Source organism: Roseateles sp. P5_E1 (assembly GCF_054049335.1).
Genome location: NZ_JBFUMN010000009.1, coordinates 1 through 14,171, shown reverse-complemented (window position 1 = coordinate 14,171; position 14,171 = coordinate 1). Strand labels below are relative to the sequence as shown.

Here is a 14,171-nt window from a genome sequence, read left to right as displayed (position 1 = left end):
CAGACAAGCTGCGGGTTAAGTTGTTGACATCGCGGCCCTCAGTGAACTGACGTTCGGAGGGAAGGGCCGCGGGCCGTGGCGTCTCAAGCCTGGACCTTCTCTGGCACCTCGTGCGTAACGAGGCGCGTCAAAAAGGCCTGCGCTGTTGCCACCAATACAGCACCTGATCCACCGAGGCTTCGATGGTCAGCGCCGAGTTGTCGAGCAGCTGCGCRTCCTGCGCGGGGGCCAAAGGCGAGGCCGAGCGGTTCTTGTCCCGTTCGTCCCGCGCCTCCAGATCTTCGCGCAAGCTATCGATATTAGCCGAAATTCCTTTGGAAATCAACTGCTTATGCCTGCGCTCAGCGCGCGTCGCGGCGCTGGCGGTGAGGAATACCTTGAGGGAGGCGTCMGGGAAGATGRCTGTGCCCATGTCGCGGCCGTCGGCGACGAGACCGGGCAGGCGGCGGAAGTCGAGTTGCAACTGATGCAGGGCCTTGCGCACCTGAGGATGGACGGCGACCTGTGAGGCCAGCAGGCCGGTCGCTTCGGCTCGCAGCCGGGCACTGACGTCTTCCTGGCCCAGGAAGACATGGCCATCGCCGAACCGCAGTTGCAGCGTCGGCACGATGGCGGCGACGGCGTCGCCGTCATCCAGGTTCAAGCCGGCGCGGCGCGCGGCCAAGCCCGCGACGCGGTAGAGCGCACCGGAATCAAGCACGCCAAAGCCGAGCGCCTTGCCCACCTCATCGGCCAGCGTGCCCTTGCCGGAGGCGGTCGGGCCGTCGATGGTGACGACCGGAATGTCGGCAGCGTTGGCCATCACGACGCCGAACAGCGTCTCGAAGTAGTCCGGGAAGGTCTTGGCGACGCAGTGCGGCTCGAGGATGCGCACCGGCACGGCGTGATCGGTGACGAGGCCGTTGAAGGCGGCCAGCGAGAAACACATGGCGACGCGGTGATCGTCGTAGGTGTGGATGGCCGCGGCCTTCCAGTCCTGCAGCGGTTCAACCCGGATCCAGTCCGGCCCTTCGTCGACCGTGGCACCCAGCTTGCGCAGCTCGGCGGCCATGGCAGCAATGCGATCGGTCTCCTTGACGCGCCAGCTGGCGATATTGGTCAGCGTGGTCGGGCCGTCGGCATAAAGCGCCATCACTGTCAACGTCATCGCCGCGTCGGGGATGTGGTTGCAGTCCAGCGTGATGCCCTTCAGCGGCCAGGCGCCGCGGCGGACTTCCAGCCAGTTGGGCCCGGTCTTGACCTGCGCACCCATGGCGGCAGCGGCCTCGATGAAACGCACATCGCCCTGCAGGGATTCGCTGCCGACACCTTCGATGCGGATCGGCGTATCGATCGCGGCGATGGCGCCGAGGCCGACGAAATAGGACGCCGAGGACGCATCGCCCTCGACGAAGACCTCGCCGGGCGAGCGATAGCGGCTTCCGGCCGGGATGATGAAAGCCTCCCAGCCTTCACGCTTCACCGCGATGCCAAAACGCTCCAGCAGGGCCAGCGTGATCTCGATATAGGGCTTGGAGATCAGCTCGCCGATGACCTCGATGCGAATGTCGCGCTCTGCCACCAGCGGCAGGGCCAGCAGCAGGGCCGTGAGGAACTGGCTGGACACGTCACCGCGCACGCGCACTGGCGTGTCCAGCGCGAGCTGGGACGGGCCGCGCAGGCGCAGCGGCGGGTAGCCTGCATTGCCGAGGTCGTCGATCTCGCAGCCCAGGCCGCGCAGCGCGTTGACGAGATCGCCGATGGGGCGCTCATGCATGCGCGCCACGCCGGACACCTCGAAGCTCGCCCCCTGCGTCGCGGCCAGCAGGGCAAGCGCTGCGGTCAATGGCCGCATGGCGGTGCCGGCGTTGCCGAGAAAGAGTTTGGCGTCCTTGGCGCGAAGGCGGCCACCCAGGCCGTCGATGACGATGGCCTCGCCTTCGTTCCAGACGCCGCAGCCGAGCGCCCGCAGCGCATCGAGCATGACGGCCGTGTCGTCGGACGCCAGCAGGTCGCGCACGGCGGTCTTGCCTTCGCTCAAGGCCGCCAGCAGCAGCACGCGGTTGGAAATGCTCTTGGAACCGGGCAGGCGCACGGTGCCTGCGGCGCCGCGCAGGGGCGGCAGGTCGAGAAAAGGGATCTTGAACATCACTTGCCGGCTGGTCGGCCGGGAGGAGGGGCAGGGGGCGGATTGCCCCAGGCTGAACGGCCTTCGGAGATGGGACGCAGCGCGGCTTCCAGGGCCGGCGCGTCACCGGATTCGATCAGCGCTTCGAGCTGATCCAGCATGGTGCGAAAACGCTTGGACTGGGCCAGCACCTCGTGCTTGTTGGCCAGCAGGATGTCGCGCCACACGGACGGCTCGCCGGCGGCGATGCGGGTGAAGTCGCGAAAGCCTGGGCCGGCCAGGCTCAGGTAGTCGCGCGCGGCCGGCTGCTCGGCGATGGCCTGGAAATAGGCAAAGGCCAGCAGATGCGGCAGGTGGCTGACCGCGGCGAAGGCCGCGTCATGGTTGTGCGGCCGCATCTTCAGCACCGTGGCGCCCAGCGCGGACCAAACATCGGTGGCGCGTTGCACCAATTGCGGATTGGTGAAGGGCTGGGGTGTCAGGATGACCTGGCGGCCTTCGTAGAGATTCGCCTCGGCATGCTGGACACCGCCCGACTCCTTGCCGGCGATGGGATGACAGGGCACGAAGCTGGAAGAGCGGTCACCCAGGGCGCGGCGCGCGGCCTCGATGACGTCGCATTTGGTCGAGCCGACGTCCATGAACAGGACGCCCGGATTGACGAGGTGGCGGATGGCCTTGAGCGTGCTCTCGGTGGCCGACACGGGTACCGCGATCAGCACGATGTCCGAACCTGACACCGCCAGCAGCGCCGATTCGGCGGCCACATCGATGACGCCCAGCTTCTTGGCCTGCTCCGTCGTGGACGGCGACTTGCTGTAGCCGACGACGCGTTTGACCAGGCCGGCTTTTTTCATCGCCAGCGCGAAGCTGCCACCCATCAGGCCGCATCCGATCACGCCGAGCTGTTGAAACATGGTTAGTTTTTCACCGGGTAGGCGCCCAGCATCTTGAAGAAGGCGCAGAGCTCGCGCAACTCAGCCAGCGCGTCGGCGACGTGGCGCTGCGTCGGATGGCCGTCGAGGTCGATGTAGAAGTAGTAATCCCACTGGCCGGTACGGGCCGGGCGGGACTCCAGGCGGGTCATGGACACGCCGTGCTTCTTCAGCGGCACCAGCAGATCGTGCATGGCGCCGGGCCGGTTGGGCACGGAAACGACCAGGCTGGTGCAGTCGCGCCCGGTGGCCGGCGGTGTGGCCATCGTCTGCGGCAGGCAGATGACGGCGAAGCGCGTGCGGTTGTAGGCCTCGTCCTGGATGGCGTGCGCGGTGATGTGCAGGCCGAAAACCTGCGAGGCACGTTCGCTGCCCAGGGCGGCCCAGGCCGGGTTGGTGGCGGCCAGGCGCGAGCCCTCGGCATTGCTGGACACGGCGCGGCGCTCGACGTCGGGCAGGTGCTTGTTCAGCCAGTTCTGGCATTGGGCCAGGGCCTGCGGGTGCGCGAGCACCGCTTCGATGCCGTGCATCGAAGGCTCCTTGCGCATCAGGTTGTGGCGGATCAGCAGGCTGACCTCGCCGACCACATGGCAGGGCGTGTGCAGGAACAGGTCCAGCGAGCGCGTGACGACGCCCTCGGTCATGTTCTCGACGCCGACGACGCCGAACTGCGCGCTGCCGCTGGCCGTCGCGTGGAAGACCTCGTCGAAAGTGGCGCAGTAGGTCATGTCGGCGGCGCTGCCGAAGTATTCGAGAGCGGCCTGCTCGCAGAAGGTGCCGATGGGGCCGAGCACGGCGACGCGCTGCGGCGACTCCAGAGCCAGGCAGGCGGACATGATCTCGCGCCAGATGGCCGCGACGTGCTCGGACTTCAACGGCCCCGGGTTGGCGGCACGGATCTTGTCGATGACCTGGGCGACGCGGTCCGGGCGGAAAAAGGGTGTGCCCTCGGCGCGCTTGATCTCGCCGACTTGCTCGGCGACGCGTGCGCGCTGGTTCAGCAGGTCCAGCAGCTGGCGGTCCAGGGCGTCGATCTGGTCGCGCAGCGCGAGCAGTGCCTGGGAGGCGACAGGTTCAGCCATGGCGGGCCTCGAAGTCCTTCAGGAATGACACCAGCGCCTGCACGCCTTCCAGCGGCATCGCGTTGTAGATGGACGCGCGCATGCCGCCTACCGACTTGTGACCCTTGAGCTGCAGCAGGCCAGCGACCTTGGCCGCGGTCAGGAAGCTCTCGTTGAGCTTYTCRTCCTTCAGGAAGAAGGGCACGTTCATGCGCGARCGGCAGCTGGTGTCGACGCGGTTYTCGTAGAAGCCGGAGGCATCCAGCGTCGCGTAGAGCAGGCCGGCCTTGTCGATGTTGCGCTGCTCAATGGCGGCCAGGCCGCGCTTGCCAGCGTACTCAAAGCCCTTCACCCACTGGAACACCAGACCCGCCACGTAGATCGCGAAGGTCGGCGGCGTGTTGAACATGGACTGGGCTGCCGCTACGGTTTCGTAGTTGAAGGCCGAAGGACAGATCTCCAGTGCGCGGCCCAGCAGGTCTTCGCGCACGAAGACCAGAGTCATGCCGGCCGGGCCGATGTTCTTCTGCGCGCCGCCGAAGGCCAGGCCGATGCGGCTCCAGTCGATGGGGCGCGACAACAGGTGGGAGGAGCAGTCGATGACCAGCGGCACGCCGTTGCCGACACGGGGCAGGTCGTGGAATTCGACGCCGTCGATGGTCTCGTTGGTGCAGACGTGGACATAGCTCGCGTCGCTGCGAAGCTGCCAGTTGCCAGGGATGGCATGCCCGCTGCCGATGTCGGCGGCGATCTGCACGTCGGCATAGCGGCGCGCCTCGGCAGCGCTCTTGCGCGACCAGGAACCCGTCACGACGACGTCCACCTTGCCGCCTCGGCTCAGGTTCAGCGGCACGATGGCGTTCTCGCCCAGTCCGCCGCCCTGCATGAAGAGGACGCGGAAGTTGGCCGGCACAGCGAGCAGCTCGCGCAGATCCCGCTCAGCCGCTTCCGCGATGGAGATGAACTCCTTGCCGCGGTGGCTCATCTCCATGACGCTCATGCCACTGCCGTGCCAGTCCAACATCTCGGCCGCCACCTGTTGCAGCACCGGTTCAGGCAGTGTGGCGGGGCCGGGGGCGAAATTGAACGGGCGGGCTGTGGTCATCGAGATCCGGGAGGCTATTTCTTGGGCGCGGAGGCTGCGGGCTTGGGCGCGGCGGCCGGCGGAGGCTGCAGGCCCAATTGCTTGGCCAGCGTGGTCTGCAAGGCCTTGAGACGGCCTTCCAGCGTGGGGCCGGCCTCGGCCATCACCTTTTGTGCGACGGCCTTCTGCAGTTCGACGCTGGCAAGGCCGAATTTCTGGCTGACCGGCGATTCTGCCCAGGCGACGACCTGCTTCAGTTCGTCCTCGTTGAAGCGTTCGTCCAGCAGGGCCGAAGCCGTGGGCCCAATCGCCTTGGCGATCTTGTCCTTCAGGTAGGGCACGTTTTCCTCGATGAACTTCTTCAGCTCGGCGTCCATGGCCTTGGCCGTCGCGTCGCGCTTCTCGGGCGGCACTTGCTGCAGCGCGGCGCGGCCGCCTTGCGTCAGCTGCGGCAGGGGTTGCTGCACGATGCTGGCCGCCATGCTGTCGGCCATGCCCTGCTGCTGCAGCGCCACGATCTTGTCGATCAGAGCCTTCTTGGCCGGCGACGGATCGGCCAGGGCGGTACCGGTGGCCAGGGCCAGGGCCAGGGCGAGGGCCAGGCCCAGGTTGCGAGAGGTCATGTGATCAGTCCTTGGGGGCTTCGGAGGAGTCATCGGTAAGGCCGGCCTCGCCATCTTCGGCAGGGGCATCGGTCTCGTTGGCGTCGTTCTCGACGATGCGCTGCAGGCCGGACAGCTTGCTGCCGTCGTCCAGCGCGATCAGTGTGACGCCTTGCGTGGCGCGGCCGAGTTCGCGGATCTCGCTGACGCGGGTGCGCACCAGCACGCCCTTGTCGGTGATCAGCATGATCTCGTCCTCGGGACGCACCAGCGTCGCGGCGACGACGCGGCCATTGCGCTCGCTCTGCTGGATGGCAATCATGCCCTTGGTACCGCGGCCGTGGCGCGTGTACTCAACGATGGACGTGCGCTTGCCGTAGCCGTTCTCGGTGGCGGTCAGCACGCTCTGGGTTTCGTCTTCGGCCACCAGCATGGCGATGAGACGCTGGTCGGGCTCGAGCATCATGCCGCGCACGCCGCGGGCGGTGCGGCCCATCGGGCGCACGTCGTCCTCGTCGAAGCGCACGGCCTTGCCGCCGTCGCTGAACAGCATCACATCGTGGTGGCCGTCGGTCAGTGCGGCGCCGATCAGGTGGTCGCCCTCGTCCAGGTCGACGGAGATGATGCCGGCCTTGCGGGGATTGCTGAAGTCCTTCAGAGAGGTCTTCTTGACCGTGCCCATGGCCGTGGCCATGAAGATGAAGTGATCTTCAGGGAAGCTGCGGAACTCGCCGGTCAGCGCCAGCACGACGGTGATCTTCTCGTCGGCCTGCAGCGGGAACATGTTGACGATGGGCTTGCCGCGCGAGTTGCGCGAGCCCTGCGGTACTTCCCAGACCTTGAGCCAGTAGACGCGGCCGCGGTTGGAGAAGCACAGCAGCCAGTCGTGGGTGTTGGCGATGAAGAGCTGGTCGACCCAGTCGTCGTCCTTCGTCTGCGTGGCCTGCTTGCCGCGGCCGCCGCGCTTTTGAGCGCGGTATTCGCTCAATGCCTGGCTCTTGATGTAGCCGGTGTGCGAGAGCGTCACGACCATGTCGGTCGGCGTGATGAGGTCTTCGGTGCCGAGTTCCTGGGCGTTGTGCTCGATGACGCTGCGGCGAGCGCCCAGCTTGGTCTGGCCGAACTCGTTCTTCAGCTGCACCAGCTCGTCGCTGATGATGGTTGTCACCCGGGCAGGCGTGGCAAGGATGTTGAGCAGATCGGCGATCTCCGCCATCACTTCCTTGTACTCGCCGACGATCTTGTCCTGCTCCAGGCCAGTCAGGCGTTGCAGGCGCATCTGCAGGATTTCGCCAGCCTGCGATTCCGACAGGCGGTACAGGCCGTCGGCCTGCATGCCGTACTCGGGCTCCAGGCCTTCGGGACGGTAGGCGGAGGGGCCACCGGCCGACAGCGTCTCGGTGCGCGACAGCATCTCGCGCACCAGCGACGAATCCCAACTCTTGGCCATCAGGGCAGCCTTGGCGACGGGCGGCGTCGGCGAGGTCTTGATGGTCTCGATGAATTCGTCGATGTTGGCCAGCGCCACCGCCAGGCCTTCCAGCACATGGCCGCGCTCGCGGGCCTTGCGCAGTTCGTAGATCGTGCGGCGGGTCACCACCTCGCGGCGGTGCTCCAGGAACACGATGACCATGTCGCGCAGGTTGCATAGCTTGGGCTGGCCATCGACGAGGGCGACCATGTTCATGCCGAAGCTGTCCTGCAGCTGCGTCTGCTTGTACAGGTTGTTCAGCACCACCTCGGGCACTTCACCGCGCTTGAGCTCGATGACCACGCGCATGCCGGACTTGTCGGACTCGTCCTGGATGTGGCTGATGCCCTCGATCTTCTTTTCCTGCACCAGTTCGGCAATGCGCTCAAGCAGGGTCTTCTTGTTGACCTGGTAGGGGATCTCGTCAACGATGATCGACTGGCGCGAACCCTTGTCGATGTCCTCGAAATGCACCTTGGCGCGCATGACGACGCGGCCGCGGCCGGTGCGGTAGCCATCGCGCACGCCAGCCAGGCCGTAGATGATGCCGGCGGTCGGGAAGTCCGGCGCCGGGATGATCTCCATCAGCTCGTCAACGGTGCATTCCGGGCTCTTCAGCGCGAACAGGCAGGCGTCGACAACCTCGTTGAGGTTGTGCGGCGGGATATTCGTGGCCATACCCACGGCAATACCCGAAGCGCCATTCACCAGAAGATTCGGCAAACGGGTCGGCAGTACCAGGGGTTCCTTATGGCTGCCGTCATAGTTGGGTCCGAAATCGACGGTTTCCTTGTCGATGTCAGCCAACATTTCGTGAGCGATTTTGTCGAGACGAATCTCGGTGTATCGCATTGCGGCGGCGTTATCTCCGTCGATCGAGCCGAAGTTGCCTTGACCATCGATCAGCATGTGGCGCAGGCTGAATGGCTGCGCCATGCGGACGATCGTGTCATAAATGGCCGAGTCGCCGTGCGGGTGGTATTTGCCCATGGTCTCGCCCACCGCCTGCGCACTCTTGCGGTACTTGGCGTTGTAGGTGTTGCCCATCTCGTTCATCGCATACAGCACGCGACGGTGCACCGGCTTCAGGCCGTCACGCGCATCGGGCAGGGCGCGKCCCACGATCACGCTCATCGCGTARTCGAGRTAGSWGCGGCGCATCTCCTCCTCGAGGCTGATCGGGAGGGTTTCCTTGGCGAACTGGGTCATGCGGCAGGATGACGCACGCGCTACACGGCCGCGGCGTCCTCAGAGGTAGGTGAAAGGCGCGAATTCTATGCGGCCCGCCCCCCTGTAGCAGCAGCGCAACATCGTCACCATGGCCTTGAACGTAGGCCGCCACAATGCGTTGGTCTCGGTGCCCCCATGGCACAATCGTCGGGTCCCTAGGAGAAACCCTAAAGTCTCTCCTGAGGTTAGAGGTTGAGTACTGACTCTCGCAGGGCAACTGCGGCATTCCTTGAGAGGAGAATCATGAAGAAACTGAATCGTGTGGCGTCGCTGTTTGCGGTGGCCGCGGTCGCCGTTGCTGCGTCTGGCGCATCGGCCCAAGCTATCGACAACTGGCGCGCAACCGACGGCACCGTCTGGAAGAACGGCACCAACGAATATTGCTGGCGCGACAATTTCTGGACGCCCGCTACGGCGGCCAAGGGCTGCGACGGCGAAATCAAGCCGGCACCCAAGGTTGAGCCGCCGGCACCGGTTGCTCCCCCGCCTCCGGCGCCGGCTCCCCAGCCTCCGAAGCCGGTTCCCCCGCCGCCAGCTCCGGTCAGCGAGAAGGTCACCTTCGCCGCTGATGCCTTCTTCGACTTCGACAAGTCGACGCTGAAGCCCGAAGCCACCGCCAAGCTGGACGACCTGGTCAGCAAGACCAAGGGCATCAACCTGGAAGTCATCATCGCCGTTGGCCACACCGACTCGGTGGGCAGCGATGAGTACAACCAGAAGCTGTCGATCCGCCGCTCGGAAGCTGTCAAGGCTTACCTGGTTGGCAAGGGTGTCGAGCCGAACCGCGTCTACACCGAAGGTAAGGGCGAAAAGCAGCCCGTCGCCGACAACAAGACGACCGAAGGCCGCGCCAAGAACCGCCGCACCGAGATCGAAGTCGTCGGTACGCGCAACAAGTAAGCTCAGCGCCCTCGGGCGCTTTGCAAAGCCCCGCACGGTCCGCCGTCGGGGCTTTTCTACTTTCTGGATGTCATGACGATCAACGCCGATCCGCAAGAGCTCGCCAAATTCGGCGAACTGGCCCACCGCTGGTGGGACCCCGAGAGCGACTTCAAACCGCTGCACGAGATCAACCCGCTGCGCCTGGGATGGATTCAGCAGCTCTGCCCTTTGGCAGGCAAGCGTGTGCTGGACGTCGGTTGTGGCGGCGGCATTCTGAGCGATTCCATGGCGCGTGCCGGCGCCCAGGTGCTGGGCATCGACCTGTCGACCAAGCCGCTGCGCGTCGCAGAACTGCACGCCATGGAGGCGGGGACCGAAGGCGTGGAATACCGCGAAATCGCCGTCGAAGCGTTGGCCACTGAACAACCGGCCAGCTTTGACGTGGTTACCTGCATGGAGATGTTGGAGCATGTGCCCGACCCGGCCTCGGTCGTGCGGGCGCTGGCGACGCTGGTCAAGCCCGGCGGCTGGGTCTTCCTGTCGACGCTCAATCGCAACGCCAAGTCGTTCTTGCTCGCCATCGTTGGTGCGGAGTACGTACTGCAGATGCTGCCCAAGGGCACGCACGAATATGCGCGCTTCCTGAAGCCGTCGGAGCTGTCGCAGTTCTGTCGCGACGCCGGGCTTGAGCTGCAAGGCAGCCGCGGCCTGACCTACAACCCGCTCACGCAGCGCTACAGCCTGGGTAGCGACACCGACGTGAACTACCTGCTGGCTTGCCGCCGTCCCGCTTGAAGCTTGCCGCCCCCTGGTCGCATCTGCAGGCCGTGCTGTTCGACCTGGACGGCACGTTGATCGACAGTGCCGCAGACCTCGCGGCCGCCGCCAATGCGATGCGCGCCGATCGCGGTCTCACCCCGCTGCCGTTGCCGCAATATCGGCCGCATGGCGGCTCCGGCGCGCGCGGCATGCTGGGCCAAGCCTTCGGCGCGGCGCCTGGTCAGTCGGGCTATGACGAACTCAAGCGTGAATTTCTGGATCGCTACGAAGCGCTGATGTATGACAGCACGCGCACATTTGTCGGCATCGAGGCGGAGCTTCTCGGGCTCGCTGATGCGGGCCTGGCATGGGGCATCGTCACCAACAAGGCCGAACGCTTCGCCTTGCCGCTTGCCAAGGCGCTGGGTTTGGCGGCCGGCGCCATCGTGGGCGGCGACACCACGAGCCATACCAAGCCGCACCCCGCCCCGCTGCTGGAGGCAGCACGCCGCTTGAACGTGGTACCGGCGTCCTGCCTCTATGTCGGAGACGACGAACGCGACATCCTGGCCGGTCGCGCTGCTGGCATGGCAACGGCCGCTGCGGCGTGGGGCTATCTCGGCCATAGCGGTGAATTTCGTCATTGGGGCGCCGACCTGGAGCTGTCCGCGCCGGGTGAGCTCTTGAAAGCGCTCGGTCTGGCCTAAGATGCAAGGTCTCTGGGGCCGACTTGGTTTCGACGTGGGTGCGGATCCGGAGTAGGGCATGTCGAGCACCAGTCCGCTCGTAAAACCACTGGAAACAAAGTAACTGCAAACGACTCTACGTTCGCACTCGCCGCTTAATTGCGGATGAGCTTCTCAACGGCAGGCCGATGGGCCGGGCTGAGTTCCGCAAGGGGCAAGGCTGAGAAGTCACTCACATCGGCTGGCGTCGCACCGGGTCACTCGGTGGGGCGTGAGATCAAGTGACTGGCGGGAAAGCTAGCGTGCCACTGCGCGAGTTGACCGTGAGATTCAAATCAGCCGGCTAAACATGTAGATCTGCCCGGTGATGGCTTGCGGACGGGGGTTCAATTCCCCCCGGCTCCACCATCCAATTGAGAAGGCCCGTGTCGGTGACACGGGCCTTTTTTCATCTCGAGTGCGCCGGGGTCAATTGAACCCCTGTCCGCGAATCAGCCCAACAGCCAGGCCCTCGATGCTGAAGCTCTCGCTGTGCTCATCGACGCGGATGGGCTCGAAATCGGCGTTCTCGGGCAGCAACTGGATGCCATCAGGCCCACGCTTGAAGCGCTTGACCGTGACCTCGTCGCCGACCCGAGCCACGACGATCTGGCCATTGCGCGCCTCCTTGGCCGACTGCACGGCCAGCAGGTCGCCGTCGAGGATGCCGATGTCTTTCATGCTCATGCCCTTGACCTTGAGCAGGTAGTCGGGCTTCCTAGCGAACAGGCCGGGCTCGACCGTATAGGTCTGCTCGACATGCTCCTGCGCCAGGATGGGCGCGCCCGCAGCCACTCGACCGATCAGGGGCAGCGTCAACTGGGCGAAGTGGGGAATCGGAAGGTTGAATTGGCGGGCGCGGTTGAYGGCGCTCAGCGCATCGGACTTGAGGCGAATGCCGCGCGAGGTGCCGCCGACGAGTTCCAGCATGCCCTTGCGAGCCAGGGCCTGCAGATGCTCCTCGGCCGCGTTGGCGGATTTGAAACCCAGCTCGGCGGCAATCTCGGCGCGGGTGGGTGGCGAGCCGGTGCTTTCGATCGCGTTGCGGACCAGGTCGAAGATCTGCTGCTGTCGGGCGGTAAGCTTGGGTCGGTCTTGCACGGGGCGGCCTTTTCGTCAGGGCTGGAAATTTGTCCAGCACCTGTATTTTCATCCAGGAATCCAAGAAATTGCAAACCTTTGACCGTCTGATCGTCATTCTGGGCACCGGCGGCACGATTGCCGGCACTGCCAAAACCGCCAGCGACGGTGTGGGCTACACGGCGGCGCAATTGAGCGTTGAGGATTTGCTGGCGGCAGTGCCCGCGCTGTCGGGCCAGAAGCTCGAGGCGCAGCAGGTTGCCCAGCTCGACAGCAAGGACATGGATTTCGCGACCTGGCAGCGGCTCGCAGTCGCCGTACAGCAGCACCTCGACCGGCCTGAAGTCGCTGGCATCGTCATCACCCATGGCACGGACACGCTCGAGGAGACCGCCTACTTCCTTCAGCGCGTGCTGGCACCTGTCAAGCCCGTCGTTCTGACGGCCGCGATGCGGCCGGCGACGGCGCTGGCGCCCGACGGGCCGCAAAACCTTTTCGATGCGGTGCAGGTGGCAGCGACGCCCGATGCGGCGGGCGTCGTCGTCGCATTCGCAGGCCGTGTGCACGATGCGACCCAGGTGCGCAAGACACACAGCTATCGCGTTGACGCCTTCGAGTCGGTCGACGGGGCGCTGGTGGCGCGGGTGGAGGAGGGCGTCGTGCGCCAGCTTGGCCGCTGGCCCGTGGGCGATGGCCTGGGGCTGGCGCGCATCGCCCGGCCGGCCGCACGCTGGCCGAGGGTCGAGATCGTCATGAACCATGCCGGTGCGGATGGCGTTGTCGTGCGGGCGCTCTGCGCGGCAGGCATCGACGGGCTGGTCGCCGCTGGCACGGGCAACGGCACGCTCAGCACCACGCTGGCTGCCGCGCTGCACGAAGCCCGGGCCGGCGGCGTCAAGGTCTGGCGCAGCACGCGCTGCGACGCCGGCCCGGTCATGGACTTGCCCGGGCTGCTGCCCAGCGCCGGCGCGCTGAGCCCGGTCAAGGCCAGGATCGAACTGATCCTGAGCCTGCTGGGCGACTGAGCCTCAGCGGCTGCGGCGCCGGGCCACGAAACCGACCAGGCTCAGGCCGGCCAGCAGCAGGGCATATTGGCTGGGTTCAGGCACGGCCGCGATGGCTTGGTTGGTCAGATTGCCCTCGAAAGCGAAGACGTAGAACTGGTTGCCGTAGGCTGCCGGCGCGCTGCCGCCGTTCGGGATTGCCGTGGCCAGGAAGTCGTTGTCGTTGGCGAGATACAGCGTGTGCATCGTTTTGCCGTTGACGATGACATCCTCGCCGAAGGCAATGCCTTCGAGCTTGGCCGGTATCAGCGCGTCGGAAATGCCGGCGGCGTTGAGCGCGGCCTTGATATCGAGAAATCGCGTGCCGACTATTGCCGTGCCGGGTTGGGTGCGCAGGTCGGCGATGCCACTGACCTCGGCGGCCCCAGTCAGGTCGATCTTGACGAGCTGTTTCACCGCCGCCTTGGAGCCGTCGCCCGTGCCCTTGCCGTCGCGCTCCAGCACGATGAGTTCGTGGTCGTTCAGTGCCAGCAACTCGCTGCTGTTGTAGGCCTTGCCGTTGATCTGGTTGTCGAAAGCGAACTGGTTGGTGGCTCCCGTGGCGACGTCGATCTTGACGATGCGGTTGTAGCGGCCGCCGTCGCCGCCGTCCTGGGCCAGCGGGCTCTGCACGAAGCCGAACAGCGTCTTTCCGTCGGGCGAGATGGCCAGGCCCTCCATGCCCTTGTTGGCGACGCGGCCTGCCGTGTTGCCAGAGACCTCGGCGGCGCCGGAAGAGCTGACGTTGCCAACGGCGAAGCTGCTCGGCAGGCTGAAGGTGCGGATGCGCTCGCCCGTCGCGCGGTCGAACTGGTAGACGTAGGGGCCGTACTCGTCGGAGATGAAGACGCTCTTGCCGTCGTTGGAGACGCGGATGCCTTCGGGGTCGAGACGGGCGTTGGCCGGGTTGGTCGACAGGCCGGCGGCAAAGTTGTCGGAGCGGCCCGAGAAGTAGTTCTTGCTGCCGGCGAGGACTGTGCTGCTGTCGACGATGCCGCTCAGTGTCGCGGCCTTGGGGCCGTAGTTCAGCGCTGTGGAACTGGACAGCAGCGTGGTGGCCTGCAGCGTCGGCGTCAGCGTGTAGGGCAGGGCGGAGCCAGCGGCGTTGGCGGTGAGGCTGAGCTGCACCGTCTGGAAGCGGGCGATGAAGGACGTCGTGTTGTCGAGCTGCGGCGCGCCCCAGTCATTGGCG

Annotated in this window: 12 protein-coding genes and 1 other RNA gene; 5 read left to right on the top strand and 8 right to left on the bottom strand. The window is 65.8% G+C overall.

Annotated elements, in window-relative coordinates:
- Positions 1-127 precede the first annotated feature (127 nt).
- Genes ACXJKJ_RS10850 through gyrA form a run of 6 tightly spaced genes read right to left on the bottom strand, consistent with a single transcriptional unit; the run spans position 128 to position 8,469 of the window.
- Positions 128-2,128: a bifunctional 3-phosphoshikimate 1-carboxyvinyltransferase/cytidylate kinase gene (locus ACXJKJ_RS10850; protein WP_457390101.1), complete on the bottom strand. Its 2,001-nt coding sequence runs from the start codon at positions 2,126-2,128 to the stop codon at positions 128-130.
- Positions 2,128-3,024, bottom strand: coding sequence for a prephenate dehydrogenase (locus ACXJKJ_RS10845; protein WP_056202119.1), 897 nt, complete (start codon positions 3,022-3,024; stop codon positions 2,128-2,130). Before ACXJKJ_RS10845 ends, ACXJKJ_RS10850 begins: the two co-directional genes overlap by 1 nt.
- Positions 3,025-3,026: 2 nt before the next feature.
- On the bottom strand, positions 3,027-4,124 hold the full coding sequence (gene pheA / locus ACXJKJ_RS10840) for a prephenate dehydratase (RefSeq protein WP_457390100.1): 1,098 nt from the start codon (positions 4,122-4,124) through the stop codon (positions 3,027-3,029).
- A complete protein-coding gene (gene serC, locus ACXJKJ_RS10835) occupies positions 4,117-5,208 on the bottom strand; it encodes a 3-phosphoserine/phosphohydroxythreonine transaminase (protein ID WP_457390099.1) in 1,092 nt (363 codons plus the stop codon). Before serC ends, pheA begins: the two co-directional genes overlap by 8 nt.
- A gap of 14 nt (positions 5,209-5,222) precedes the next feature.
- Positions 5,223-5,810: a DUF2059 domain-containing protein gene (locus tag ACXJKJ_RS10830; RefSeq protein WP_457390098.1), complete on the bottom strand. Its 588-nt coding sequence runs from the start codon at positions 5,808-5,810 to the stop codon at positions 5,223-5,225.
- A gap of 4 nt (positions 5,811-5,814) precedes the next feature.
- Positions 5,815-8,469: a DNA gyrase subunit A gene (gene gyrA / locus ACXJKJ_RS10825; RefSeq protein WP_457390097.1), complete on the bottom strand. Its 2,655-nt coding sequence runs from the start codon at positions 8,467-8,469 to the stop codon at positions 5,815-5,817.
- Between the two features lie 264 nt (positions 8,470-8,733).
- Here gyrA and ompA point away from each other — a divergent pair, with 264 nt between their 5' ends.
- From ompA to ssrA, 4 genes are all read left to right on the top strand, one after another.
- Positions 8,734-9,390, top strand: coding sequence for an outer membrane protein OmpA (ompA, locus tag ACXJKJ_RS10820; protein WP_057299396.1), 657 nt, complete (start codon positions 8,734-8,736; stop codon positions 9,388-9,390).
- Positions 9,391-9,462: 72 nt separating this feature from the next.
- Positions 9,463-10,167 (top strand): bifunctional 2-polyprenyl-6-hydroxyphenol methylase/3-demethylubiquinol 3-O-methyltransferase UbiG, encoded by a 705-nt coding sequence (gene ubiG / locus ACXJKJ_RS10815; RefSeq protein WP_457390096.1) that lies wholly within the window; start codon positions 9,463-9,465, stop codon positions 10,165-10,167.
- Positions 10,164-10,838: an HAD-IA family hydrolase gene (locus tag ACXJKJ_RS10810; RefSeq protein ID WP_056202139.1), complete on the top strand. Its 675-nt coding sequence runs from the start codon at positions 10,164-10,166 to the stop codon at positions 10,836-10,838. Before ubiG ends, ACXJKJ_RS10810 begins: the two co-directional genes overlap by 4 nt.
- A gap of 14 nt (positions 10,839-10,852) precedes the next feature.
- Positions 10,853-11,225: a transfer-messenger RNA gene (gene ssrA / locus ACXJKJ_RS10805) on the top strand.
- Between the two features lie 60 nt (positions 11,226-11,285).
- On the opposite strand, the gene lexA is transcribed toward ssrA, so the two are convergent.
- Entirely contained in the window at positions 11,286-11,957 is a 672-nt protein-coding gene (lexA, locus tag ACXJKJ_RS10800) for a transcriptional repressor LexA (RefSeq protein WP_457390095.1), read from the bottom strand.
- A 68-nt stretch (positions 11,958-12,025) separates the two neighbouring features.
- Between lexA and ACXJKJ_RS10795 the strand changes: the two genes are divergently transcribed.
- A complete protein-coding gene (locus tag ACXJKJ_RS10795; RefSeq protein ID WP_457352772.1) occupies positions 12,026-12,961 on the top strand; it encodes an asparaginase in 936 nt (311 codons plus the stop codon).
- 3 nt (positions 12,962-12,964) lie between these two features.
- Here the strand turns inward: ACXJKJ_RS10795 and ACXJKJ_RS10790 are convergent.
- Positions 12,965-14,171: esterase-like activity of phytase family protein (locus ACXJKJ_RS10790; protein WP_457390094.1), on the bottom strand; the 1,207-nt coding region annotated here is incomplete at its 5' end.

What these genes read in the sequence shown, in the direction of transcription:
- ACXJKJ_RS10845 (WP_056202119.1), bottom strand. Translation starts at nt 3,024, where the DNA reads ATGTTTCAACAGCTCGGCGTGATCGGATGCGGCCTGATGGGTGGCAGC.
- pheA (WP_457390100.1), bottom strand. Translation starts at nt 4,124, where the DNA reads ATGGCTGAACCTGTCGCCTCCCAGGCACTGCTCGCGCTGCGCGACCAG.
- ACXJKJ_RS10830 (WP_457390098.1), bottom strand. Translation starts at nt 5,810, where the DNA reads ATGACCTCTCGCAACCTGGGCCTGGCCCTCGCCCTGGCCCTGGCCCTG.
- ompA (WP_057299396.1), top strand. Translation starts at nt 8,734, where the DNA reads ATGAAGAAACTGAATCGTGTGGCGTCGCTGTTTGCGGTGGCCGCGGTC.
- ubiG (WP_457390096.1), top strand. Translation starts at nt 9,463, where the DNA reads ATGACGATCAACGCCGATCCGCAAGAGCTCGCCAAATTCGGCGAACTG.